Annotated in this window: 21 protein-coding genes and 1 pseudogene; 6 read left to right on the forward strand and 16 right to left on the reverse strand. The window is 50.2% G+C overall.

The window, feature by feature from the left end; translation table 11 throughout:
• Positions 1-272: 272 nt before the first annotated feature.
• The 11 genes from AC4BAN_RS15970 to AC4BAN_RS16020 all read right to left on the reverse strand — a co-directional run bounded on the left by AC4BAN_RS15970 (position 273) and on the right by AC4BAN_RS16020 (position 12,322).
• Positions 273-1,805, reverse strand: a complete 1,533-nt coding sequence (locus AC4BAN_RS15970) for a lytic transglycosylase domain-containing protein (RefSeq protein WP_490565415.1) — start codon at positions 1,803-1,805, stop codon at positions 273-275.
• An 8-nt stretch (positions 1,806-1,813) separates the two neighbouring features.
• Positions 1,814-3,250 (reverse strand): Asp-tRNA(Asn)/Glu-tRNA(Gln) amidotransferase subunit GatA, encoded by a 1,437-nt coding sequence (gatA, locus tag AC4BAN_RS15975; protein WP_490565416.1) that lies wholly within the window; start codon positions 3,248-3,250, stop codon positions 1,814-1,816.
• A gap of 1 nt (position 3,251) precedes the next feature.
• Positions 3,252-3,464: a Sec-independent protein translocase subunit TatA/TatB gene (locus tag AC4BAN_RS15980; RefSeq protein ID WP_490565417.1), complete on the reverse strand. Its 213-nt coding sequence runs from the start codon at positions 3,462-3,464 to the stop codon at positions 3,252-3,254.
• A 29-nt stretch (positions 3,465-3,493) separates the two neighbouring features.
• Positions 3,494-3,706: a Sec-independent protein translocase subunit TatA/TatB gene (locus AC4BAN_RS15985; RefSeq protein ID WP_490565418.1), complete on the reverse strand. Its 213-nt coding sequence runs from the start codon at positions 3,704-3,706 to the stop codon at positions 3,494-3,496.
• A gap of 811 nt (positions 3,707-4,517) precedes the next feature.
• Positions 4,518-5,693, reverse strand: a complete 1,176-nt coding sequence (locus AC4BAN_RS15990) for a murein hydrolase activator EnvC family protein (protein WP_490565419.1) — start codon at positions 5,691-5,693, stop codon at positions 4,518-4,520.
• Positions 5,694-5,924: 231 nt separating this feature from the next.
• Positions 5,925-6,677: a lipoprotein insertase outer membrane protein LolB1 gene (gene lolB1 / locus AC4BAN_RS15995; RefSeq protein ID WP_490565420.1), complete on the reverse strand. Its 753-nt coding sequence runs from the start codon at positions 6,675-6,677 to the stop codon at positions 5,925-5,927.
• Positions 6,670-8,433, reverse strand: coding sequence for a tetratricopeptide repeat protein (locus tag AC4BAN_RS16000; RefSeq protein ID WP_490565421.1), 1,764 nt, complete (start codon positions 8,431-8,433; stop codon positions 6,670-6,672). Before AC4BAN_RS16000 ends, lolB1 begins: the two co-directional genes overlap by 8 nt.
• A 6-nt stretch (positions 8,434-8,439) precedes the next feature.
• Positions 8,440-9,447: a sugar phosphate nucleotidyltransferase gene (locus tag AC4BAN_RS16005; protein WP_490565422.1), complete on the reverse strand. Its 1,008-nt coding sequence runs from the start codon at positions 9,445-9,447 to the stop codon at positions 8,440-8,442.
• Between the two features lie 108 nt (positions 9,448-9,555).
• On the reverse strand, positions 9,556-10,005 hold the full coding sequence (dut, locus tag AC4BAN_RS16010; RefSeq protein ID WP_490565423.1) for a dUTP diphosphatase: 450 nt from the start codon (positions 10,003-10,005) through the stop codon (positions 9,556-9,558).
• Between the two features lie 15 nt (positions 10,006-10,020).
• On the reverse strand, positions 10,021-11,514 hold the full coding sequence (locus AC4BAN_RS16015; protein ID WP_490565424.1) for a lipopolysaccharide biosynthesis protein: 1,494 nt from the start codon (positions 11,512-11,514) through the stop codon (positions 10,021-10,023).
• 25 nt (positions 11,515-11,539) lie between these two features.
• Positions 11,540-12,322, reverse strand: a complete 783-nt coding sequence (locus tag AC4BAN_RS16020; protein WP_490565425.1) for an enoyl-CoA hydratase/isomerase family protein — start codon at positions 12,320-12,322, stop codon at positions 11,540-11,542.
• 179 nt (positions 12,323-12,501) lie between these two features.
• Here AC4BAN_RS16020 and mscL point away from each other — a divergent pair, with 179 nt between their 5' ends.
• From mscL to AC4BAN_RS16035, 3 genes are all read left to right on the forward strand, one after another.
• The gene (gene mscL / locus AC4BAN_RS16025; protein ID WP_490565426.1) at positions 12,502-12,945 is read left to right on the forward strand and encodes a large-conductance mechanosensitive channel protein MscL; all 444 of its coding nucleotides are present in this window, start codon (positions 12,502-12,504) and stop codon (positions 12,943-12,945) included.
• Positions 12,946-13,076: 131 nt separating this feature from the next.
• Positions 13,077-13,961, forward strand: coding sequence for a DUF3078 domain-containing protein (locus AC4BAN_RS16030; RefSeq protein WP_490565427.1), 885 nt, complete (start codon positions 13,077-13,079; stop codon positions 13,959-13,961).
• A gap of 92 nt (positions 13,962-14,053) precedes the next feature.
• The gene (locus AC4BAN_RS16035) at positions 14,054-14,401 is read left to right on the forward strand and encodes a hypothetical protein (RefSeq protein ID WP_490565428.1); all 348 of its coding nucleotides are present in this window, start codon (positions 14,054-14,056) and stop codon (positions 14,399-14,401) included.
• Positions 14,402-14,551: 150 nt separating this feature from the next.
• Here AC4BAN_RS16035 and infB read toward each other — a convergent pair whose 3' ends face one another.
• From infB to rimP, 3 genes are all read right to left on the reverse strand, one after another.
• Positions 14,552-17,653: a translation initiation factor IF-2 gene (infB, locus tag AC4BAN_RS16040; protein ID WP_490565429.1), complete on the reverse strand. Its 3,102-nt coding sequence runs from the start codon at positions 17,651-17,653 to the stop codon at positions 14,552-14,554.
• A 119-nt stretch (positions 17,654-17,772) separates the two neighbouring features.
• Positions 17,773-19,029: a transcription termination factor NusA gene (nusA, locus tag AC4BAN_RS16045; RefSeq protein ID WP_490565430.1), complete on the reverse strand. Its 1,257-nt coding sequence runs from the start codon at positions 19,027-19,029 to the stop codon at positions 17,773-17,775.
• A 7-nt stretch (positions 19,030-19,036) separates the two neighbouring features.
• The gene (rimP, locus tag AC4BAN_RS16050) at positions 19,037-19,510 is read right to left on the reverse strand and encodes a ribosome maturation factor RimP (protein WP_490565431.1); all 474 of its coding nucleotides are present in this window, start codon (positions 19,508-19,510) and stop codon (positions 19,037-19,039) included.
• 326 nt (positions 19,511-19,836) lie between these two features.
• Here rimP and AC4BAN_RS16055 point away from each other — a divergent pair, with 326 nt between their 5' ends.
• The 3 genes from AC4BAN_RS16055 to AC4BAN_RS16065 all read left to right on the forward strand — a co-directional run bounded on the left by AC4BAN_RS16055 (position 19,837) and on the right by AC4BAN_RS16065 (position 23,569).
• Positions 19,837-20,967, forward strand: a complete 1,131-nt coding sequence (locus tag AC4BAN_RS16055; RefSeq protein ID WP_490565432.1) for an endonuclease/exonuclease/phosphatase family protein — start codon at positions 19,837-19,839, stop codon at positions 20,965-20,967.
• 105 nt (positions 20,968-21,072) lie between these two features.
• Positions 21,073-22,569: a cysteine--tRNA ligase gene (gene cysS, locus AC4BAN_RS16060; RefSeq protein WP_490565433.1), complete on the forward strand. Its 1,497-nt coding sequence runs from the start codon at positions 21,073-21,075 to the stop codon at positions 22,567-22,569.
• A complete protein-coding gene (locus AC4BAN_RS16065) occupies positions 22,559-23,569 on the forward strand; it encodes a M28 family peptidase (RefSeq protein ID WP_490565434.1) in 1,011 nt (336 codons plus the stop codon). The genes cysS and AC4BAN_RS16065 overlap by 11 nt, the downstream gene beginning before the upstream one ends.
• An 85-nt stretch (positions 23,570-23,654) precedes the next feature.
• Here AC4BAN_RS16065 and AC4BAN_RS16070 read toward each other — a convergent pair whose 3' ends face one another.
• Positions 23,655-24,308 (reverse strand): DUF4136 domain-containing protein, encoded by a 654-nt coding sequence (locus tag AC4BAN_RS16070; RefSeq protein WP_490565435.1) that lies wholly within the window; start codon positions 24,306-24,308, stop codon positions 23,655-23,657.
• A gap of 47 nt (positions 24,309-24,355) precedes the next feature.
• A pseudogene (locus AC4BAN_RS16075) lies at positions 24,356-24,455 on the reverse strand (IS982 family transposase); the annotation flags it as partial.

Raw genomic sequence — 24,455 nt, forward strand, 5'->3', positions numbered from 1 at the left:
GTGCGCTGTTGTTCGTGTAATTTATGTTCGGCCTTGGTAAGGCTTTAGTCAGTATTAGCCTGATTGGGAGGCTAAAGACCAATTTCATAAGAAATAAGCGTTAATCCAAAAGCCAACCTTCAAAGATAAGCGCTCTGAAGGCATTGCAAAGCAGAAAATGCAAATTTTTAGTGCATCTCCAGCTGCTGCAGGACAAGGGAATGGCTAAGCATCCTAAACAAAAGGGCACCCTGTTTACCAGGGTGCCCTTTTAGAATTATTGCCGATGGCGTTCAGCTTAAAATAAGCTTTTGGCCGGGCTTTATTTCATTTGTTCTGAGCTTGTTAAGTTTTTTGATCTGCTCTACCGTAATGCCGTTGTGGCGCTGCGAAATATTCCAGAGCGTGTCGCCGGGCTGAACATGGTAAATCGTTTGCTCTTGCTGTATCTTCTTTTCAACGGCTAATTTAGCACCTGCCTGTTTAGAAGCGGTAGCTGCCTGCTGGGCGGTGACCACTACAACCTCCTCTTGAACAGAGGGCTGTTGTAGCACAGCAAGTTTCTGACCATACTTGATGGTGTTTCCTTTCAGATCATTCCAATCTTTCAGCTGCTCGATGGTGACCCCGTGTTTGTTGGCGATGGCGGTCAGGTTGTCGCCGCGCACTACCGTATAGCTTATTTTTTCAGGAAGGTCCTTTTCAGCCGGGGTGGGTGCCGGAGCTTCTTTTTCAACCTTTGTAGTGGCCAGCATAACCGGGTTCTTAGCTGGTTCAGAAAGTTTTTCCGGGGTTTTGACCGGAGCAGAGGCGATCAGGATACATTCTTTGTCGGATGCCGAGGCTAGCAACTGGGCACGCTGTGCCGGAATGCGCAACTTGTAGTTGCGCAGATGCTCGGGAACTTCCCTTTTCTGCAGTTCTGGATTCAGCGCCATCAGTTCCTCCGGCTTCAAATGCAGTTCCAGGGCTAATTTATCCAGGTCTATTGCCTTGGTAACCTCCAGGTAGGCCACTTTGGGCTCGTAGAGAAGGGAGTCAGAGAAAATATTATGCTCGGCCGCGTAGTTCATCGAGTAGATCACCGCTGTCATGTTAGGCACATAGCTGCGGGTTTCGCGCGGCAGGTAAGGGAATATTTCCCAGAAAGATCTCTGGCCCCCGCCAGCTTTCCGGATAGCTTTGTTCACGTTACCGGGGCCGCAGTTGTAAGCGGCCAGGGCCAGTTCCCAGTCCCCGTAGGTTTTATGCAAACGGCGCAGGAAACGCAGGGCCGCATCCGTCGACTTTTCAGGGTCCATGCGCTCATCCACATACTGATTTTGCTCGAGGCCGTACTCCAGGCCCGTGGTTCTGATAAATTGCCACAATCCCACGGCGGCAGCCGGCGATTTGGCCGTTGGCTTAAGCCCGGACTCTACAATAGCCAGGTACTTAAGGTCCTGGGGCATGTCATACTTTTGCAGGTACTTCTCAAACAGCGGGAAGTATACGTTCTGCCGCGTGATCATGGTGCGGGTATACTTTCTGTTCCGGATGGTGAAGTAATCGATATGGCTCCTGACAAAAGTATTGAACTCCATTGGGATATCTGACTCAATGCAGCTGATTCGGTCCTGAATGACCTCATTAGGTTCATTGGGGATGTACTCGATCAGCAGCGCAAGCTCTTCAGGCGAAAGGGGGGAGGTGCCGAGCAGGGGTTTGAGGGTGTCCTTGGCTGCAGACGGGTCAATAAAACGGCTATAGTCGGTAGCCTGAGCGCATACGGCCCAACAGCTGCCGACTATAGCCGCCAAAACTGTAAAGAGTCTGGTGTAAATCATGATTAACTTTATGCTTCAACGGTTATCTTATCCAGGATGTAATTCGAGAAAGCAAGCAGTTGCGGCTCCTCAAATGAGCGGGTCATCAACTGTAACCCGATGGAAAGGCCGTTGGCATCTCGGCCAACTGGTATAGATATGGCCGGTACGCCCGCTAACGAGGCCTGTACGGTAAAAATATCGGCTAAATACATAGCCAAAGGATTTGCTGTATTCTCTCCTATTTTGAATGCTGTGGTAGGAGCGGTAGGCAATATAAGAAAATCATATGCCTGAAGCAACTCGTCCGTTTTCTCTTTGATCAGTCGCCTTACTTTCTGCGCCTTGGTGTAGTAGGCATCGTAATAGTCAGCACTCAGCACAAAGGTACCCAGGATAATGCGCCGCTGTACTTCAGGACCAAAGCCCTCGGCTCTGGTCTTTTTGTATAACGACGTAAGGTCTGTGGCATTGTCTGAACGGTAGCCATACTTTATGCCATCGTAGCGGCCCAGGTTAGAGCTGGCCTCTGCCGTTGTCAGGATATAATAGGTAGGTACCATGTAGTCCAGGTACGGAAACTCTACCGCCTCCACCTCGTGCCCGGCATCCTTTAGCATGTCCTTTACACCCAGGATGGCATCTTTTACTTCTGTTTCCAGGCCCTCGCTTTCGAAACAATCGCGGATATAGCCAATCTTATACTTCTTGTCGGTCTGCAACAACTCGCTGTAAGCAGGAACCGCGCGCGCGCTTACTGTGCTATCGAAGTCATCCTTGCCAGCCATCACCTCGAGCAACAGGGCCGCATCGGCCACGCTTTTGGTGATGATGCCTACCTGATCAAAAGAGGATGCGTAGGCGATGAGGCCATAGCGGGAAATGCGGGAATAGGTGGGCTTTAAACCGACCACTCCGCAGAAAGACGCCGGCTGACGCACAGAGCCCCCCGTATCGGAACCGATAGAGGCCAGGCACAGATCTGCCTGCACTGCCACTGCCGATCCACCCGAAGATCCTCCGGGCACACGGCTGTTGTCGTCTGCGTTAAGCACAGGCCCGAAGGAAGAGTTCTCGTTCGAGGCGCCCATGGCAAATTCATCGCAGTTCTGGCGACCAATAATAATGGCGTCTTCGGCAAGCAGGCGCTGGATAGCTGTAGCTGTGTACAACGACTTAAAACCGTTCAGGATCTGACTGGAGGCCTGCAGGCTATGCCCCTCCAGGGCAAGCACATCTTTGATACCGATAACCATGCCCGCCAGTTTACCGGCAGTGCCGTTGGCAATTTTATGGTCTGCAATATCTGCCTGTGTAAAAGCCTCTTGTTCAAACACCTCTAAAAAAGCGTTCAATCCTGCTTTTTCTTTAATATTCTGAAGGTAATGCTCCACCAATTGTCGGCAGGTCAGTTGCCCCCCGGTAATGGCAGCGCGAATGTCGTGTAGCGAGTTATACTGTTTCAATCTAATTAGACTTCTTGTCGTCGTCGATAGAACGTTCTAGTTCGTTTTTGATTTCATTGGTGGCCTCCTTAAATTCCCTGATTCCCCGGCCTAAAGAGCGGGCCAGGCCAGGAATGCGATCTGCCCCAAACAATAATAGCACTGCTGTTAATATAACGAGCATCTCTCCTCCTCCCAAGTCCCCCAGGAAAAGGAAAACAGTACCTAAGTACATAGCCTTATAAAACGCTTATGATAAGAGGATTACTTAGAGTGGTTGTCGTCCTTAACGGAAGATTCGATCTCGTTCTTTACTTCTTTCGTGGCGTCTTTGAATTCTCTAATGCCACGGCCAAGACCTTTGGCAAGTTCCGGTATGCGCTTGGCTCCGAAAAGCAGCAAGATAGCTAACAGGATTAATAGGACCTCTGTGCCTCCAAGGCCTCCAAGAAACAAGAAAATGTTAGTTAAAACCATGTTCTTAATATTTAAAATGTATGGTACAAAATTAGAGTTAATATTTTAATTAAACCCACAACAGCGCAGATAAGTTTAATCTGTAACCGATGTTGTGTAGATAGGTACGTAATGAAACAAGATACAGATTGTATATGCACCCTATACTTTCCTGATGCACTGGTTGCCAGAGGGCTGGCAGAGGAAAAGGTTTTTTCAACGGACATAGGCCTCGCTCTAGCTTCTGTTATAAGCTGGTTTTCAAAATGGGAATCGTGAAGGAGAATGACTCCATATTTGGGAAATTCTGAGAGGTGCTATCATGAGTTTTATGCTACTGGTCAAGGGGTTACAAGTTTGGCTGTTTTTGGCACCAAACTTGAATATGTGCTATTCAGAACATGGACACATAAGCTGCTTACCTGTCCCTGACCCAAGTCAAAAATAGTGGATACGCCACTTTTTTTCAATTTCTGAAGCTAAATTATTCTGGAAACCCGCTAGCTAATAATAAAGCGCGATAGGGTTGAAACAAAAGTTAAGAATAGTAGTATAGCAATAGAGTAATTAACCTAAAACCATACATACTAACGGTTTGTTTATTGGTTGAAAAGGTTATAAATTAAAATTAGAATATAAGATTGGTGTTGACAGGAAACCAAGACACTAATTAATATAAAATATTAAGTTTGTTTTCATAGCTTGGAAAGGCACCCTGCACTGTAGGGTGTTTTTTTGTTTCCAGGCTATCGTATTCCCCTAAAATCAAGAAGATCAAATTCGGGGCCCTGGCTCCGAATTTGATCTTCTTGATTTTAGGCTGGTTAAAGTCTTATTTGCTGCTAAGCCAGGACTCAGGATTCATGTTACTGCTGTTTTTCCAAATTTGGAACTGGAGTTCTGTCGTTCCATCAGCGTCTGTGTAAACAGTGCCGATCACATCCTTCACGTGCACGGTTTGCCCGGTTGTTACACTCACTGATTTTAGTTTGGCATATACCGTAAAGTACTCCCCATGCTGCACCATCACAATGTTATTCATGCCCGGCACACTGGCCACAGTCAGCACTTTGCCCTCAAATATGGCCCGGGCTGTTGCGCCTTGGGAGGTCTGGATATCCACCCCCCGGTTTTCTACGATCACTCCTTTTAACACCGGATGGTTTTGCCGGCCAAACTTCTGCGAAACGAAGCCCCTTTCAACGGGCCACGAAAAGCGACCTTTGTTGCCTGCAAAAGAAGAGGATATAAGAGCAGCCTCGGGCGTTAAGGTCATTTTACTGGTGCTGCCACTCGACTTCTTGCCGGCTTCGCGGGCCGCTCTGGCGGCCCGTGCTATTTCTTCCCGTACAATGTCGGCAATTAACTTGTCCAGTTTCTTTACAGACTGCTGGCGCCGGGCCACCTCCTCCATCAGGTTGTTTTCCTGTTTGCTGAGCCGGTTAATCACGCTGTCCTGTTGTACTTTTAAGCTCAATAGGTTCTTACTCTCTGTTAATTGTTTGTTGAGTAAGTTCTGCTTTTGCTGTTTCTTAGACTCCAGGCTGGCCAACTGGCTTGTAAGTACCACTTGTACTTTGTTGATCTGCTCTACCTGTTGCTTTCTGGCTTCCGTGTACTGTTGCAAATAGCGCAGGCGCATCACCAACTGGTTAAAGGAATCAGAGGCAAACAGAAACATCAACTTGTTGTAGCTATTGGCTGTTTTAGCGGCAGCGTACACCATCGTTGCATACTCGGCCTTTAGCTTTGCCAGGTCGTTTTGCAGGGCCTTTACCATCCCTTCCGTTTGCTGCACATCAGAGGCTATGTAATTTATTTCGCGGGAAATATTCGTGATCACCCCCTTCTGAACATCAATTTTTTCCTTGATGGCCGTAAGTTGGCCCAAAGAAGCTTCTTTTTGCTTCTTGGTCTGTTGTAAGATCTGGTTTGCCTGCTTTATGCGGGTAAGGTTTTCCTTTTTCTCTTTTTCCAGCTGTGCCTTTGATTTATGTTTCTGTGCCAAAGTGGCCAGGGGAAAGGACAGTAGAAGCAAAAAAAAGGCGAATCTGTAAAGGGCCTTCATCTAACTAGGGATTGGTCTATAGGAGCGTATGTTTAAGTTGCTTCACTTGCGCAGGTAAACGGGCAGTAAGAAACCTATCAGATTAAATTTTGCCCCGGAAGTGAAGTGCAAGTGCACGCTTCGCTACAAATATGCTAAAACTATGAATGAAGAACCAACAGCACCTCCGATTTAATTAAAAGATAGGTGTTTATAATCCGTAGGCACGGCGAACGGAAAGGCAAGTACTTCGTCGGTTATGGAAACGCGGCTGTGCTTTAGCGTAAAATCAGTGACTTGCCCCTGCTGCAGCACCTGGGCTGCCAGCGCATGGGCAAAAGGTACAGCGCCAATGGCATCGAAACTATTATACTTTACCGTAATGGTGTTGCTGGTGTTTTTATCCTGCACGTTCAGTTGCTGGAGCTTGCTGTTCTGCAAACCAATAAAATAATCGAAAAGCAGATTCTCGCGCATTTGCTGTATGTGTTGCAAACTGCCTTCGTCCAATATTTTCTCTATGCCCTGCGACTGGTAATTGCCTAACAATATTGCCTGCAGTACATCAAATGTAACATCTACATTCAGTTTGCTTCGCAGAAAACGGTAGTCGGTGGCAATGTATTCCTTGTGCAGCCGGTTGATCATAAACACAGAGTCCTGGGTAAGCATCATGCGGGCGGCCTCAATGCCGAGGCCAGGCTGCACCGATACCCAGATAACGCTGTCTTTTTTGATGCGCAGCGAAATGCCCGAAGAAAGGTTGTCGTTTTTATCGTTGAAGGTGATCTGGCCCTTTGAGCTGAAAAAGTTAAAGTTCAGGTTATTTACTGTTACGCGCCCTACCGTAGTGGGTGCCTCCGTGGCCGTGGTGGGAACGTTGTCTTTTTTGCAGCCTGCCAGCAAAAGAAGCGTGCACAGGCAAAGCAAAAGGTGTTTACTCATAAAGTTTTCGGTCTTTTATTTTTTTGTCGATATAGGCGGAGGCTTCTCCTTTTAACTTGGCTTTCTGCCACTGGCTAACGGCTTCTTCTTTCTTACCCATTTTAAACAACACATCGCCATAATGCTCTACAATGGTGGCATCGTCTGAAATAGCCACTGCCTGCTCCAGGTATTTGCGCGCCTCCGCGTAGGCACCCATTTTATAGAGCACCCAGGCATAGGTATCCAGGTAAGTGGGGTTGTTGGGATGTTGCTTTACAAGACGCTCGGCCATTCTTTTAGCCTTGTCCATTTTTACGTTGCGTAATGATAAAAAATAACTGTAATTGTTTAATACGTGCTCGTTGTCGGCGTCTTGTGTGAGCACTGCATCATAAGCCTCATCAGACTTGGCGTAATCTTTTAAGGAATTATAGCTGTCGCCGAGCTGCATGTTGAACTGCGTGAGAAGCTCGGCCTCCCCACTCGAAAGACGCTTGCCGTGTTCCAGAGCCTTCACTGCCTTGGCATAGTTCTTCTCGATCATGTGGCCTGTGCCGCTGTAAAACCAGAATACGGCTTGGTTCGGGAAAAGCTCCAAGGCTTGCTCGGAGTGCACCACCATAGAGTCAGCCTGCGAGAGCTCCGCATCCAGGAGCACGATCTGCTGCCAGATCTTAAAATGTGAGTCATCAAGCTTTACGGCTTTCAGGTAATTGTTGCGAGCAGTCTCTTTTTTGCCGACAATCGTTTGCAGGTCGCCGGCCACAGCATATGCCTTGGCCTCATCCGGGTGGTTTGCGATGGTCAGGTCTACCAGTTCAAGCGATACGCCCTCAATGGCAGGGTTCGGAAGCTGGCGGATAAAGTCCACCAGGATGCGGACCTTGGTATCTATGTCGAGGTCGGTGCTGGCGAAGGCTAGCTTCACTTGTTTTTCAGCCTCTTTGGTATTGCCTTTCTGCCGGTTCAGGTCCGACAGCATCAGGTGCGCAAAGGGGTTGTTGGGCTCAACACGCAGCGCCTTATCAATGGTGGCAATCGCCTGATCTAACTTTTTGGAGGCGTTATATAGCTCGGCTTGCGCAAGATAATAGCGGGCTTCGTCGGGGTTAGCGGCAATTAACTTTTCGCCCTCTTCAATGGCTTTGGGCATGTTTTTTTGCCTGAGGTAAATCTGTTGCCTGCTTACCGACAGTTGCTCAACCGCGCCAAACTGCTTCTCGATGCGCTCATAGGTCTTTAGGGCATCCTCGTAGCGCGACTGCGACAAGTATAAATCGGCCAGGTTGAAAAGGTACTGATCGGATCCGGGCACGTTGCGCAGCAAGTCGTTGTAGGCTTGTGCCGCGGCATCGTACTGTTGCTGCTCTGTATTCAGTTGAGCTAACAGGAGGTAGTAATAGGGATTGCTGGCGTCTTGTAACACGGCCGCCTGCGCAAACGGCATGGCCGACTTGGGGTCTTTCAGCACCAGGTAGGTTTCGCCCAGCTTGTAGTTCAGGCCGGAGTTGCTTGGCGTAATCGTATAGGCTTTCTGAAATAGCTGGAGGGCTTGTTGGTAGTCCTCCAGCATAAAATACTTCATACCATCCAGAAATAACGCCTCGCTGATCTGTAATTCCTGCTCGGTGGGCTGCGGTGCCTGCTGTATAACACCAGCGGCGGCCTCTTTTTGAGCCTTGCCTTTTTTGCGGGAAGATTGTGCATTGGCGCCTCCTGCTGTAAGCACAGCCATGCAGCTGGTTGCCAGGAGAAAATTTCTGAAAGTATTCATGGTATACTAGTCTATAAGCGTGTTATAGTCGCCTAAGCTGAGATCAGTAGGGCGTCCCTCATACACAACAAAATTGCCTAGCATTGAGTTTGCAATGTTGCCGTTTTTGAGGTTCGTGTTCTCCTGAATAATAGAGTTGCTCACCACCGAGTCAGCTATAATGGTGCCGCTTCCTATAGAAACATGCGGCCCGATAACAGCGTTCGTTATCCGGGCGTTCTCACCAATATACACTGGAGGGATGATCACTGTGTTCTCTAGCTTCGCCGATGCGGCTACTAAGCCTTCCTCATCTTTTATATACTCCAAATAGCGTTGATTAGTATAAACTGTGGCGTTTTTATTTCCGCAGTCGAGCCATTCTGAGATCACGGCCGGAATAAAGGTAGTGCCTTTGTTCTTCATGTTCTCCAGCGCGTTGGTTAACTGGTACTCCCCTTTGTCTTTGATGTCGTTGTCGAGGAGGTACTGCAGCTCGCTGCGCAGGTATTCCCCGTCGCGGAAATAGTAAATGCCGATGATCGCCAGATCAGAAACAAACTCCTGCGGTTTTTCTACAAAGTCGGTGATCTCGTTTTGATCGTTCAGCTTGATAACGCCAAATGGGCGCGGATCCTCTACGCGCTGCACCCAGATGGTGCCGTCTGCATCGGTGTCCAGCTTAAAGTCGGCTTTAAAAAGGGTATCTGCAAAAGCAACCACTACTTTGCCCTCCAAGGCTTGCTGGGCGCAGAGTATAGCATGGGCCGTGCCCAACGCTTCCTCCTGGTAATGGATGCTTCCTTTAGCGCCTACTTTCTCGGCAATGCGCACCAGGTCTTTTTCTACTGCTTCCCCAAAGTGGCCAATGATAAAAGCTACCTCCTCGATAGGCTCCTGGCATACTTTGGCAATGTCCTCTACCAGGCGCTGCACAATAGGCTTGCCTGCAATCGGGATAAGTGGTTTCGGAACGGTTAAGGTGTGGGGGCGCATGCGCTTGCCCATCCCTGCCATCGGTATTATGATCCTCATAACTGATTATTTGGTTTCAAACTTTATTTAGGACCACCGCTGCTGCGGTAGCATGTATACGTAGTGTTTCTTCTTTTTAATCCCTGATGAAAAAGGGGTGCAGAAGATTTATTTGGTGCCTGTGCTGCCATAGCCCCCTGCGCCCCGTTCGGTATCGCTCAGGGCCTGTGCCTCCGACCACGTGATACGGGCATATTCAGCTACCACCATTTGGGCAATGCGCTCCCCGTCCTCTACCACGAAATCCTGGTCAGAGAGGTTTACAAGCAGTACCTTGATCTCTCCGCGGTAATCGGCATCAATGGTGCCCGGGCTGTTCACAATAGAAATGCCATGCTTGTAGGCCAGCCCGCTCCGTGGCCGGATCTGCGCCTCGTGCCCTTCGGGCAATTCGATGTACAGCCCTGTGGGTAACAGGGCCCTTTGCAGGGGCTTTAGGGTTACCGGGGCCTCCAGGTTGGCCCGCAGGTCCATGCCTGCCGCCTGCGGTGTTTGGTAAGAGGGTAGTGGGTGCTTGGATTGGTTAATGACGTTTACCACCGGGTTTCTTTTGCTCATCTTTGAAAATAAGGTCTAAAATTTTAGGAAGCGGGGGCGCTCACGAACCCAGACAGCGGCCAGGAAAACAGCGCATACTGCCAGGTGAAACGCATGGCGCAGCCAGAAGTTATCTATTTCGAGGCCCAGTGCCAGCCACACCAATGCTATAGCAAACACGATATAGCCCAAAATGGTTTTTACGGGATAAGGAATAGGGTAGTGGCGGTTCCCCATCAGGTAACTGATCAGGGCCATGCTGAAGTAGCAGACAAAAGTGGCAATGGCTGAGCCCAGGTACCCTAGTAGGGGAATAAGCGCCAGGTTAAAAATGACTGTGATGGCGGCTCCGCCGAAACTGATGTAGGTGCCATACTTTGTTTTGTCAGTTAGTTTAAACCACACCGACAGGTTATAGTAGACGCCCAGGAACAGGTTAGCCAGCAGCAGAACAGGCACCACCATGATGCCTGTCCGATACGACTCACGCCGCAACAGCAAGGCGAAGTCTTCGAGGTTGGCAGAGATGAACAGGAAAATGAAGGCGCAGGCGATCACAAACCATTTCATGATCAAGGCAAAGGTGTTGGGCGAGTTCTTGTCTTGTGCCTGCGAGAAGAAAAAGGGCTCTGCTGCATACCGGAAAGCCTGTATAGCCAGTGTCATGAAAATGGAGAGCTTGTAACAGGCACTGTAAATACCGACAGCGGCCATGTTGCTCATACCCGGGTAAAAGCTTTCAGGAAGCCACTCCTCCAACAGTATTCTATCGATCACCTCATTCACCATGCCTGCCAGCCCCATAAACAGGAGGGGGTAGGCATAGACCAGCATGGGCTTGAGCAGCGCTTTGTTCAGCTGAACCCGAAAGATCGAGAACTCCTTCCAGAGCATCGGGATCAGGAGGGCATTGGCGATCAGGTTGATCAGGAAAATGTAGCCTATTCCAAACGCTGGGTTGTAAATCTTCTCGACCCATGGTCTGAGGCTCTGTAGATACTCCCCCTGGTAAATACCGTGGCACAGCACCAGAAAGAATAAATTTGCCCCCACCGTAAGCAGGATATTCACCAGTTTTAAGGAGGCGAATTTAATGGCTTTGTTCTGGAGGCGCAGCCAGGCAAAGGGTATGGCCACGGTGGCATCGATGGCCAAAACCACAGCCAGCCAAGCGATGTACTTCTGTTGTTCGGGGTAACCGATGTATTGCGCGATGGTGCCGGAGGCCAGTATGATGATGCCAGACAGCACCACGCTGCTACACATTATAATGCTAAGCACCTGGTTGTAAAGCTGCTTCCGGTCTGCCCCTGGTTTATTGGCGAAACGGAAAAAGGCCGTCTCCATTCCGTAGGTGTACAGGATGTTGAAGAAAGCCACAAAAGCGTACAGGTACGAGACCACCCCATACTCCTCGGGGAGGAATACAGCCGTGTAAATGGGAACCAGCAGGTAATTAAGGGCTCTGCCTACAATACTGCTTAAACCGTAGGCAGCAGTTTGTCCGACCAGGTTTTTGGCTACACTCATATAGAAAGGGTCGGATGGCGAATGATCAGATTCCTTTGAAAGCAGGCTTGCGTTTCTCGAGGAAGGCATTGGTGCCTTCCACAAAATCGGCGGAGGTACAGCAGCGGGCAAAAGAATTAGCCTCTGTCTGGTAGCCGTTCTCATCTTTGTTGTAAACGGCATTCACGCACTCAATCACCAGGCCCACAGCCAGGGGCGCCTTGCCCATGATTTTCTCCATCAGCTCCGTGCATTTCGGCAATAGGTTCTCCTGGGGCACTACATGGTTCACCAGGCCAAGTGCCCTGGCCTCCTCTGCCGTGAGCATGTCGCCGGTCATCATGAGCTCCATGGCTTTCCCTTTACCTATAAGCTGGGTCATGCGCTGCGTGCCGCCGTAGCCGGGTATAACCCCAAGGTTTACTTCGGGTTGGCCAAAACGGGCATTCTCACTGGCAATGCGCATATGGCAGGCCATGGCCAGTTCGCATCCGCCGCCGAGTGCAAAGCCGTTTACTGCCGCAATCACAGGTTTATTGCAACGCTCGATCATGGCAAAAACCTCCTGTCCACGTTCGGCAAAATTACGCGCGGTAACCTCGTTCAGCTCTGCTATTTCAGCGATATCCGCACCGGCGACAAACGCTTTGGTACCCGCGCCAGTAAAAATGGCTCCCTTTACCTCCGCGTCGTCATACACGTGCTGAATCGCATTTTTTATTTCCTTGATGGTATCAATGTTCAGCGCATTCAGTTTTTCTGCCCTGTTAACTGTAATCGTTAGAATGCCGTTGTTCAGCTCCAGCAGCAGGTTTTCGTATATGGCCATAGTTTCTTTAGCTCTTTTAGATTCTTGGTTTCTCTTACAAATATAGTAATTTCATCAAATCCTTTGGCGGCAATCTGGTAATGACGTTATCTTATAACGCTAGAAAGCCTGCACAGAAGGTCAAAGATGTCGCATAGTTAGCTTCAGGAATGTTTAATTTTTAATTTACACATAACCCAATGAGTTTTTTTTCAGAATTCAAGAAGTTTGCAGTCAAAGGCAACGTGATCGACCTGGCAGTTGGTGTGGTGATTGGTGCCGCCTTCAGTGGAGTTACCAATTCTTTGGTGAAGGATATTATTATGCCGCCACTAGGGCTTGTGGTGAGTAACGTAGACCTTACCCGGCTGAAGCTCGTGCTTAAAGAGGCTGTGGTCCAGAACGGGGATGTCGTATCGGAAGCCGTAACAGTGAACTACGGCAACTTCATTCAGGCCATATTTAATTTTCTGATCATTGCCCTGGCTATCTTCCTGTTGGTGAGGTCGGTGAACCGGTTGCGCGAAAAGGAGGCTGCCAAGCCGGCCCCTCCGGTTAACAAGCAGGAGGTGCTGCTGGCAGAGATCCGGGATATACTCCGTAACACCGATGGCGCCGTGGCACCCGAAAACAAGGTGGTATAAGCGCACGTATCCCTTCTTTTTACCCAACTGTGCGCCCGCGCACTTATACTTTATGACTGCCTATGGTTTTTTTTACACGTTATTATTTTATTCTTGCTTTTATACTTTGCCTGACAATCTCTTCTCAAGCCTTGGCTCAGACCACCGCCGAACCGGATACCAGCACCGTCTGGGACCTGGGCGGCACCGGCACGCTGAACTTTAGCCAGGTAAGCCTGAATAATTGGGCTGCCGGTGGCCAAAATACGATTTCCGTTTTGGGCATTGCCGGGCTATATGCCAACTACGAGCACGGCGACAATACCTGGAATAACTCGCTGGATGTGATCTACGGGCTGGTAAAGCTGGAGAAACAGCGCGTGCAGAAAAGCGACGACAAGCTGGAGCTTAACCTGAAGTATGGCCACCGGGCCACCGAGCACTGGTTCTATACGGCCCAGCTGAACCTGAAAACGCAGCTTTCTCCCACGTACACGGCCTCCCGCGACACCCTGATCTCCAGCTTCTTTTCACCGGCCTTTGTGCTGGCCTCTCTCGGTATGGATTACAAGCCAAATGAAAAGCTGTCGGTGTTCATTTCCCCGCTTACCGGTAAGTTTACCTTCGTGCAAAGCCAGCGATTGGCAGATCGGGGCGCTTTTGGTGTAAACGCAGCCGATACAGATGCTTTTGGTAACATTATACCGGGCACAGGGCAGCACCTGCGCAAAGAGTTCGGAGGGTATGTGAACGTGCGCTATAAAAATGAGATCCTGCAGAACATCATCTTCCAGTCTAAGCTCGACCTGTTCTCCAACTATCTCCGAAACCCAGAAAATGTAGATGTTAACTGGGAGAATTTACTGAATTTTAAAGTAAACAAACTCATATCCGCCAGCTTGTTCCTGCATCTTATTTATGATGATGATATCAACATTGATGTAGACAGGAATAACGATAATAAAATTGATGGGAAGGGACCCCGCTTACAGGTAAAGGAAACCCTGGGGATTGGGATTTCCTACAACTTTAAGTAGGTGAACTTTTGCACTCCTACAGCATGTTGTAAACAAAAAATATATACTATGCACGTTTTTTGCGTTGTATAAGCTGAACCCATAGAACAAGAATGAAAAAAATAGCCTTACTTACCCTGACCCTCATCTGTTTCTTCGCTTTTCCCGAAGCTAAGGCGCAGTCGACCTCTAAAAGCAGTAAATCGAAGGATGAGTATTGGGGAACAGCTAAGCTGGAGGACAAAGGCAGCACAGCTGATGCTGTGGGCAACAGGGGGCAAGGCCTTGACAAGCGGTTCAATACCTACGAAGAAACCTCTAACCGAAAGCGAAGCTACGATAAACTCCGGATCAGGAACAGTAAGAAGATGAAGGAAATTATGAAGAAGGAAAAGGAGATGATGAAAAAGCACGAGCGCGATAAAAAAAGGCTGGAGCGCAAGAAAAGGAGAAGACATTAACCCTCATTCAATACCGTCAAAAAAAGGAAAGGCTGCCCGTGAGTTGGGCAGCCTTTCCTTTTTTTAGTGCTTATACTTGTAGGCTATCTTAAACAGGGGCGCCCCGGCTGAATACACAACAGGGGCGCCCCTGTTTAAGATATGTTCTGGTTAAAGCTTACGCTTCACTTCTTTCTCTTCGTATGCCTCAATAATATCACCTTCCTGAATGTCATTGTAATTCTTCAGGCTGATACCGCACTCGTACCCTTGTCTTACCTCAGATACATCGTCTTTGAAACGCTTCAGTGCCAGGATCTCGCCATCCAACACCACTATGCCATCCCGCACCAGGCGTACTTTGGCATTTCGCTGGATCGTGCCATCGGTAACCATACAACCTGCGATGGTACCCACTTTCGTGATCTTGAACACATCCCTTACCTCGGCGTTACCCAGGATCTCTTCTTTCAGCGTTGGGGCCAGCATGCCTTCCATGGCATCCTTCACCTCGTTTATCGCATCGTAGATGATAGAGTACAGGCGCACATCAATTTGCTCCTGCTCGGCCAGCCTACGCGCATTCTGAGAAGGGCGTACCTGGAAACCAATGATAATGGCATCTGATGCGGAAGCAAGCAGTACATCGGATTCGGAGATGGCTCCCACACCCTTTGTAATGATGTTGACCTGGATCTCGTTGGTTGACAGTTTCAGTAAAGAGTCAGAAAGTGCTTCCACTGACCCGTCCACGTCACCTTTCACAATCACGTTGAGTTCCTTGAACGTGCCGATTGCCAAACGGCGACCGATCTCATCCAGGGTAATGTGCTTACGGGTACGCAAGCTTTGCTCACGCTGCATCTGCGAACGGTTGGAGGCGATCTCGCGTGCTTCACGCTCTGATTCCATCACCACAAACTTATCACCTGCCTGCGGGGCACCATCTAAACCTAACAACTGTACCGGTGTAGATGGGTCGGCTTCTTTCATTTTTCGGCCACGGTGGTCTGTCATGGCTTTTACTCTACCAAAGTGCGAGCCGGCCAACACAATATCGCCAATGTGGAGGGTACCTGTCTGCACCAGCATGGTGGCCACATAGCCACGGCCTTTGTCCAGAGAGGCTTCGATCACAGTACCAATTGCCTGGCGGTTCGGGTTTGCTTTAAGTTCTAACAGTTCTGCTTCCAGCAACACTTTCTCTAACAGGTCTGATATACCCTGTCCGGTTTTCGCTGAAACCTCCTGCGACTGGTATTTACCGCCCCATTCTTCCACCAGGATGTTCATCTGAGAAAGTTCCTCGCGAACTTTATCCGGGTTGGCGCCAGGCTTATCTATTTTGTTAAGCGCAATGATGATAGGTGAACCGGCAGCCTGTGCATGGTTGATGGCTTCTTTTGTCTGAGGCATCACCGAGTCGTCTGCTGCTACCACAATGATAACAACGTCTGTTACCTTGGCACCACGGGCACGCATGGCTGTAAAGGCCTCGTGACCCGGTGTATCCAGGAAAGTAACCGTACGGCCGCTTTCTGTCTTCACTTTGTAGGCACCAATGTGCTGCGTGATACCACCTGCTTCGCCGGCTGTTACGTTGGCGTTTCGGATGTAGTCCAGAAGCGAGGTCTTACCGTGGTCAACGTGACCCATGATGGTCACGATCGGGGCACGGTCGGCCAGGTCTTCCTCGTTTTCCTCAATAATATCCTCTAGCCCCTGCTCTTCCTCGGCAGTAATAAACTCTACGTCGTAGCCAAACTCATCTGTAATGATGGTGATGGCTTCGGCGTCGAGGCGCTGGTTGATGGAAACGAACATGCCCAGTTGCATACACACCTTGATGACGTCGTTCACACTCACATCCATCAGGGCGGCTAAGTCGTTAGCAGAAACGAACTCTGTTACACGCAGTGTCTTAGAGTCTGCCTGCTCTGCCATGCGGCGCTCTTCCGTTGCATCTGCAATGGCCGAGCGCTTTTCACGGCGATATTTGGCGCGGTTTCCTCCGCTGCCTTTGCCACCGCTAAGCTTCGCCAGCGTAGCCTTGATCTGCTCCTGAATTTCTTTATCGGTAACCTCTTTCTTCTCTGGTCTTCCAACAGGCATGTTGCCACGTCCTTTTGCTGGTTTAACAGGGCGTTGGTTCCCTCTGTCGGCGGGGCGAGGTGCGCCTCCTGCCTGTGGCGGTCCGGTTGGGCGTTGGCCCTGCTGTCCGGGCTGCTGCCCTTCGGTAGCAACCATGATGCGCTTGCGCTTCTTCTTCTTGCCTTTCTTCTCGTCCGAAGATGCTACCGGCTTCGATCCTTTCCTGCGGGACTCGGTTGGTAATTCTATCTTACCGAGCACCGTCAGGCCTTTCAGCTGGTCGGCTTTTCCTGTAATCGTTTCTATTGGTCTTTCCTTATCGTTATCTGTACCAGGAGTTGCCGGCGTAGCGGGTTCCTGTGCTGCAGGTGCTTGCTGTGCAGCAGGCGGTGTTGTTGTCTCTGCTTTTGCCGCCTCTGGCTTCGCGGCTTCCGGTGTTTGCGGAGCCTTTGCGGCTGGAGCCGTAGCGGCAGGCTGCTCAGTTGCATTTTCTTTTGCGACAACAGGGGCAGCGGCAGGTGTTTCTGCCTGAGGGGCCTCTGTTGCCTTTGTTACTGTTGTAGGAGATTCTTCCGGTTTCGGTGTAGCTGCCTTGGCCTCTTCTGCCTTCGGAGCCTCAACTTTCGAAGTTTCCGCTGCTTTCGGAGCCTCAGGCGCTGGAGCGGCCTTTTCAGCAGGTGCCGGTGCCGCGGCTGGCGCTGGTGTCTCGTCCTGCTTTACGGCAGGCTTCGGCGCTACCGGACGCCCTTTGGCATCCAGTTCAATTTTGCCCATTACTTTAATGCCCGGAAGCTTGGCTTCAACGGCAGGGGCCTCTGGTGTAGCAGGCGCTGCTGGAACTGGCTTTGCTTCTTCAGCGGCAGCCTTAGGCTGGTGTACTGTTTTTATCTGAAGTTCTTCCTCTGGCTCGCTGCTATTTGTAACTTCAGGCTGCTTCTCCGACTCGATAACCTGGTTGCTCTGCGGTTTCTTGCCGATATTCAGTTCCTCAGCCTCTTGCTTGTCCTGCATAGAGGAGGCGAATTCTTTAGCCAGCATACCGAACTGCTCCGCTGTGATTTTAGACGTAGGCTTGTTGTCTACGTCAAAACCCTTAGCAGAGAGGTAGTCCACAATGGTAGATGTACCAATGTTTAACGTAGTTGCAACCTGTTTAAGCCTCCTTGTTTTTTCTTCTGCCATGTTGTTCTAATATGCTGTCTTTTTAATTCTAATATTACGTATAGCTGCCCTGCCAGACGATCTATTATGCGGTGCCGTAAAACTTCTTCAAAATTATACTAACACCGCACAACAAGCAACTATTGATTCTCTTCTTCTTCCTCCAGCTCTTCGCGAAGAACGGTTAGCACATCTTCGATAGTTTCCTCTTCCAGTTCTGTGCGGCGAAGCAGGTCTTCTTTGCTTACAGCCAATACGCTCTTGGCTGTGTCAAGGCCAATTCGCCTTAACTCGGCAATTACCCAATCCTCGATCTCATCCGTAAATTCTTCCAGGCTGATATCCTCTTCATACGATTCGGACTCACGGAAAACGTCGATCTCCAGGTCCACCAGCTTACTGGCAAGCTTGATGTTCTGGCCTCCCTTTCCAATGGCCAGGGAAACCTGGTCAGGCTTCAGGAAAACAGACACACGACCTGTTTCGTCGTCAATCTTCATGCTGCTGATCTTAGCAGGGCTAAGCGCGCGCTGAATGTAGAGCTCCAGGTTGTCGGTATAGTTAATGACGTCAATGTTCTCGTTCTCCAACTCCCGCACGATGCTGTGGATACGCGATCCTTTCATGCCTACGCAGGCACCCACCGGGTCAATGCGGTCATCGAAAGATTCTACAGCCACCTTGGCGCGCTCACCCGGCTCACGCACAATTTTCTTGATCGCGATCAGGCCGTCGAAGATCTCCGGTACTTCGTTCTCGAACAAGCGCTCCAGGAAAGTAGGAGAGGTACGCGAAAGTATGATCTTGGGGTTACCATTCACAATCTCAACACGTTGTACAACGGCACGCACCTGGTCGCCTTTACGGTAGCGGTCTTTTGGTATCTGCTCTGCCTTCGGAATCAGCAGCTCATTCTCCTCCTGGTCCAGCAGCAGCACCTCACGGTTCCATACCTGGTATACTTCGCCCGATATGATCTCACCCACCTGGTCTTTATACTTCTGGAAAAGCAATTCCTTCTCCATGTCCTTGATGCGCTGGATCAGCGTCTGGCGGGCTGTCAGAACGGCACGGCGGCCAAAATCCTCTAGCTGTATCTCCTCCGACACTTCCTCGCCAACCTCAAAGTCAGCCTCAATTTTGCGGGCCTCAGAAAGGCTGATCTTGTCATAGTCCCAGATATCCTCTGAGTTGTCGTCCACGATTTCGCGGTTACGCCAGATCTCCAGGTCACCTTTCTCCACGTTAAGGATAATGTCAAAGTTCTCGTCGGTGCTCCACTTCTTGCGGATCATAGTGCGGAAAACATCCTCCAGAATGCGCATCATGGTCGGACGGTCAATGTTCTTGAATTTCGCGAATTCAGCGAACGACTCGATCAGGACTGAACTGTTCATTTGTTTATCATTTAAAAGATATTACAACATTTGCTTTTACAATCTCCCCGAAGGGTATTTGCACAGGCTCATACGTTGCCTTTTTGCCTTTTTGTTTTTTCTCCTCCAGCAGGTTAATGCCGGTTTCTGTGACCTCCTCCAGTTTGCCTGTCTTCTCTGTCTCGTCCTGCATTTTTAGCTTCAGGCTGCGCCCTATGTTTCGCTGAAACTGCTTGGGCTGCGTCAGTGGAAAGTCAACGCCCGGCGAGCTCACCTCCAGTACATAACTGATTTCTTCTCCCTCCTGCTCCTCAATCTGCTTGTTGATGCGGCGGCTGATCTTGGCGCACTGCTCAATGGTGATTCCATGCTCTCCATCGGCCAGCACCACAATTTTAGGGCGAACAGCCGAAGACGAAACAGACACATCTACGACGAACAAGTCCTCTTCGGGGAGGCTTGCCTCTGCCATCTCTCTTATTACTTGCGCGGTAAGTGCCATAGTTGCTGCTTGAGAAATAAAGAAGGGGACTTTTTATGTCCCCTCACCTCTTTGGATATAACGCTGCAAATTTACTACAAAAACATTATATAAACAACATAGTGCCTTTAGTATAGCTAAGGAAATAATAATTTCCAGTTTTTTTAAAAGTTATGCCCCGCCGTTTCCACTTTTCAGGTGCTAACTAAAAATCAACAAAAAAGTAAGCGCCATGGTTCGGGGATACAGGAAATACACATTGATTGAGCAGCTCGCCCATGCAGCTATAAAGATATTCTGGCAGAGGACATGGTATAGATAATGGCATAATTTGTAAGTTTGCCCCTGTGGCGGCCTCCTTCAAAAAAATAAGACGACGAATCTGGCTCATCCTGAACATGGGGGTGGTGTTTTGGGTGCTGGTGGGCGTGCTCTGCCTGCAGGTGCCCCCGTACGAATTCTGGCCTGCCGCATTCATCGCCTTTTCACTGCCTGCTGCGCTGGTTTGCAACTTTCTGTTCCTGCTGTATTGGGCTGTGCGCCGGTCCTGGTTGTTTGTGTTGCCCCTGGCGGTGCTGATGCTGGGCTGGAATTACTACGCGCGCTTTGTCGCCATTAATTTTGCCCAGGACATCGCCCCCAGCAGCAAAACGCTGCAAGTGCTGAGCTTCAATACCCACGTATTCAATGCCTATGCCGATAAGGACGGAAGCGAGGGGCAGGCCTCGATGGATATGGTGGACTGGGTGGCCACGCATCCCGCAGACATTATCTGCCTGCAGGAGTTTTACAGCAACCGGGGCTCCAACACTTACAACACGATCAGTAAAATAGGCACGCGTTACAACAAGCAACGATTTTTCTCGGTCTCGTATGTGGACCGGAACAAGGCCGATATAGGGATTGTTGTCTTCTCCAGGTACCCGATCATTAACAAGGGAGTGATCCGTTTCGGAGAGTCCAACTCAAACCGGGGGATCTGGGTGGATGTGGACGTGGCCGGCGACACCCTGCGCGTGTACACCGCGCACCTGCAATCGATGAGCATCAAATCACAGGACATCGAAAACACCTACTCGGCCATTGGCAACGAAGAAAGCTTTAAGAAAGAAGGCCGCAACCTGGCCAGGCGTCTGAAGAAAGGGTTTATTGCCCGTGGGCACCAGGTAAACCTGCTGCTGGAGCACATCCGGGAGTCGCCTTACCCGGTTATTGTGTGCGGCGATTTTAACGATATTCCGTTCAGTTATACTTACAACCAACTGGCTGAGGAGCTGGACAATGCTTTTGTAAGGGCCGGCAACGGGGTAGGGGCAACATACAACGGGCCGCTCCCGTTTCTGCGCATTGACAACCAGTTTTACAGCAAATCGCTGCAGGCTTATGATTTTGAAACGCATTACGAGATGGGGCTTTCAGACCATTTCCCGATTTCTGCCCGGTATCTGCTGGAGCCGAAGGCCACAGAAACCCAGTAGGAGATAGGGCCGGCGTGTGGTAATTTTGAACTATGGCCCGCAGCAACCGACGCCATTCATAAACAGGGGCGCGGCACCAGCAGGTGTTTATACTTTATACGAAACATGCAACAGAAACTGAAACTATACAACACGCTCACGCGAAAGAAAGAGGATTTTGAACCGCTGCACGCACCCTTTGTAGGCATGTACCTCTGCGGGCCAACTGTTTACGGCGAACCGCACCTGGGGCACGCGCGCAGTGCCGTCACGTTTGATGTGCTGTACCGCTACCTGAAGTTTGTAGGGTATAAAGTGCGCTTCGTGCGCAACATTACAGATGTGGGCCACCTGGAGAATGACGCCGACGAGGGAGAGGATAAGATCCAGAAGAGAGCGAAAATAGAGCACCTGGAGCCGATGGAGGTGGTGCAGCACTACACCAATGTGTACCACCAGGAAATGGATAAGCTAAACGTGCTGCGCCCTGATATTGAGCCCCGCGCCTCCGGCCATATCATCGAGCAGATCGAGATGATACGGGAGATCCTCGACAACGGCATGGCCTACGTGTCGAACGGGTCGGTATACTTTGATGTGCCCGCTTACAACCAGCACCATAACTACGGCAAGCTGTCCGGGCGCGTGATCGAGGACCTGATGAGCAACACCCGCGCCACAGAAGGGCAGGAGGAAAAACGCTCGCCCCTGGATTTTGCGCTCTGGAAAAAAGCCTCTGCCAGCCACATCATGCGCTGGCCCTCGCCCTGGAGCGAAGGCTTCCCGGGCTGGCACCTGGAGTGCTCGGCCATGAGCCGCAAGTACTTAGGCACTACTTTTGATATTCACGGAGGAGGGTTGGACCTGATGTTTCCGCACCATGAATGCGAGATAGCGCAGAGCCAGGCCAGCAACAACCACACAGACGCGGCGCGTTATTGGGTGCACAACAACATGATTACCGTGGGCGGCAAGAAGATGGGCAAATCGTTGGGGAATTTTATCAACCTCAGCGAGTTGTTCAGCGGCCACCACGAGCTGCTGGAGGACAAGTATACTCCCATGACTATCCGCTTTTTTATACTGCAGGCACATTACCGCAGCACCCTCGACTTTAGCAACGAGGCGCTTCAGGCAGCCCGCAAAGGGTATACCAAGCTGATGAACGGCCTGCATGTGCTCAAAAAACTGCAGTACCCTGAAGATGGTGCCGACACGGCGCCTGATGAAAACCTGAACCAGGAACTGCTGGAACTAACCGAGGATTGCTACCGGGGCATGAACGACGACCTGAACACGGCGCGTACCATCGCCTCGCTTTTTAATTTGCTTAAAAAGATAAATGGCTTGTACCTGGGGCAACTGAAGCTAGCGCAGCTAACCAGGGGCACTTTTGATACGGTGCGCGACACCTATCAGAAGCTGGTGCAGGATGTGTTGGGCCTTAGAGAGGAGCTGCCAGGCGACATGGACGAAATGCTGCGCCTGGTGCTGACACTGTATAAAGAAGCCAAAGAAGCCAAGGCTTACGACAAAGTAGATGCGATACGTGCCGAGCTTAAAAAACAAGGCATCGTGATTAAGGATATGAAAACCGGAATTGACTGGGCTTATGAAGAATAAAATGAACATGCTCGCCCTGCTGCTCATCGGCTCGCTGGTGCTAAACGGCTGCGATTCGGCTGAACAGAACGGTACGCAACAAATAGACGCGGAGGAGAAGGAGGCACCGCTGGTGGCAGCCCCGGCGTTTAACCCGGATACTGCCTATGCCCTGGTGGCCCGGCAGGTGGCTTTTGGCCCCAGGGTGCCCAATACACCGGCCCACTATGCCACCGGCGACTGGATCATCCAAAAATTGAAGGAGTATGGTGCTGAGGTGCAGGTGCAGACGTTTCAGATGCGCGCCTACGATGGCAAAATGCTGAACCTGCGCAACGTGATCGCCTCCTATAACCCGGATGCGGCCAATCGCGTGCTGCTAGCCGCCCACTGGGATACCCGGCCCATGGCGGACAAAGACGCGCAGCAACCCGAAACACCAGCCGACGGGGCCAACGATGGCGCCAGCGGCGTCGGCATTTTGTTAGAGATTGCCCGAACTATACAGCAGGCGGAGCAGAAACCAGACATTGGGGTAGATATGATCTTCTTCGATGGGGAGGATTATGGCCAGCCTGATAACAGCGGCCTGGCCTACCAGGAAAACACCTGGTGCCTGGGCTCACAGTACTGGAGCAAGAACAAGCACAAACCGAACTACCGCGCCAACTACGGCATCCTGCTGGATATGGTGGGGGCAGAGGGTGCCAAATTTGCCCGTGAGGGAACCTCCATGCAGTACGCCAAGGAGATAGTTGGCAAAGTATGGAAGGCAGGGAACCGCATAGGGTATTCCGATTACTTTAAATACGTAGACGCACCCGCTATTACCGATGACCATTCCTTTGTAAATGCCTGGGGAAACATCCGTATGATTGATATCATCGAGTATAACATGAACAACCCCGAGGATTACTTTGGCCCCTACCACCACCGGCACTCCGACAACATGGAGGTGATCAGCAAAAAAACACTTAAAGCTGTAGGGCAAACCGTGTTACAGGTCTTATACAACGAATAAAGTAAATCCTTTATGTTAAAACGAAACAGGCGGGCCCATGGGCCCGCCTGTTTCGTTTTATACTCCGTCAGGATAAGTTTAGTCTTTATCGGATCAGTTTATCCTGCGCCATCCTGGTTATGGTGATCTCGGCTAGGGTCTCAGAAGCTTTCCGCAAGCTGGCGGGGTCATAAGATTGCGACTGGGCAGACCAAAGCAGGTTTTCGCTGCTTACATCGTACAGGTTGGTCTCCAGGAAGTAGATCTTATTCTCGGTGTAGTAGCCTGGGTCGTAGAGGGTGGGGTACCAGTAAGTATAATATCCCCTAAAGCGACCATACCAGCCAAACCTGGTTACCGGCGAATAGCCATAGGTGCCCGGCACATAGCGTGTTTCGGTTTCTTCATTGATCAGGGCTACGGTAATGATGGCATCATAGCCCGCCTCTTTTACTTTTTCCATCAGCAGGTCTACATCGGGGCCTTGCTTGCCTGCCAGGTTGGGTGGAAAAATATTGATACTCTTTGTGGCTTCTATTCCATGCTGCTGCAACTGGGCTTGCATATCGGCCTCCACTTTTTCCCTTGCCCGCACATTATTGGAAAGTGCCGCCACCACCACCTTGCTAAAGGTCCTGTTGCCCACATCCGGGTTTTTCCAGGTACCCGTAATCCTGGTGGTGGGCGCACACCCGGTAAGCCAAATGAACAGCAGCAAAAATGCTGCTCTCGTGCAAAACGCGGTTCTGATGACTAACATAAACATGTTTTATAGTTGACTGTCAACTAATTAACTCAAGTTGCGAGTTATTGGATGATTTGATTTAATGTATAGGCAAATATAAAGAGGATAAGTTTGAGGATGAACCCTTTGGCAGTTACGGCATGGATTTTCTTAGGGAAGAAG

It is taken from the genome of Pontibacter sp. GD13, assembly GCF_058216355.1.

Coding starts and splice junctions, on each gene's coding strand:
- infB (WP_490565429.1), bottom strand. CDS start 17,653: ATGGCAGAAGAAAAAACAAGGAGGCTTAAACAGGTTGCAACTACGTTA.
- AC4BAN_RS15980 (WP_490565417.1), bottom strand. CDS start 3,464: ATGTACTTAGGTACTGTTTTCCTTTTCCTGGGGGACTTGGGAGGAGGA.
- AC4BAN_RS16020 (WP_490565425.1), bottom strand. CDS start 12,322: ATGGCCATATACGAAAACCTGCTGCTGGAGCTGAACAACGGCATTCTA.
- AC4BAN_RS16000 (WP_490565421.1), bottom strand. CDS start 8,433: ATGAATACTTTCAGAAATTTTCTCCTGGCAACCAGCTGCATGGCTGTG.
- rimP (WP_490565431.1), bottom strand. CDS start 19,510: ATGGCACTTACCGCGCAAGTAATAAGAGAGATGGCAGAGGCAAGCCTC.
- AC4BAN_RS16015 (WP_490565424.1), bottom strand. CDS start 11,514: ATGAGTGTAGCCAAAAACCTGGTCGGACAAACTGCTGCCTACGGTTTA.
- AC4BAN_RS15970 (WP_490565415.1), bottom strand. CDS start 1,805: ATGATTTACACCAGACTCTTTACAGTTTTGGCGGCTATAGTCGGCAGC.
- AC4BAN_RS15985 (WP_490565418.1), bottom strand. CDS start 3,706: ATGGTTTTAACTAACATTTTCTTGTTTCTTGGAGGCCTTGGAGGCACA.
- AC4BAN_RS16065 (WP_490565434.1), top strand. CDS start 22,559: ATGAAGAATAAAATGAACATGCTCGCCCTGCTGCTCATCGGCTCGCTG.
- AC4BAN_RS16005 (WP_490565422.1), bottom strand. CDS start 9,447: ATGAGGATCATAATACCGATGGCAGGGATGGGCAAGCGCATGCGCCCC.
- lolB1 (WP_490565420.1), bottom strand. CDS start 6,677: ATGAGTAAACACCTTTTGCTTTGCCTGTGCACGCTTCTTTTGCTGGCA.
- AC4BAN_RS16070 (WP_490565435.1), bottom strand. CDS start 24,308: ATGTTAGTCATCAGAACCGCGTTTTGCACGAGAGCAGCATTTTTGCTG.
- dut (WP_490565423.1), bottom strand. CDS start 10,005: ATGAGCAAAAGAAACCCGGTGGTAAACGTCATTAACCAATCCAAGCAC.
- mscL (WP_490565426.1), top strand. CDS start 12,502: ATGAGTTTTTTTTCAGAATTCAAGAAGTTTGCAGTCAAAGGCAACGTG.
- nusA (WP_490565430.1), bottom strand. CDS start 19,029: ATGAACAGTTCAGTCCTGATCGAGTCGTTCGCTGAATTCGCGAAATTC.
- AC4BAN_RS16035 (WP_490565428.1), top strand. CDS start 14,054: ATGAAAAAAATAGCCTTACTTACCCTGACCCTCATCTGTTTCTTCGCT.
- cysS (WP_490565433.1), top strand. CDS start 21,073: ATGCAACAGAAACTGAAACTATACAACACGCTCACGCGAAAGAAAGAG.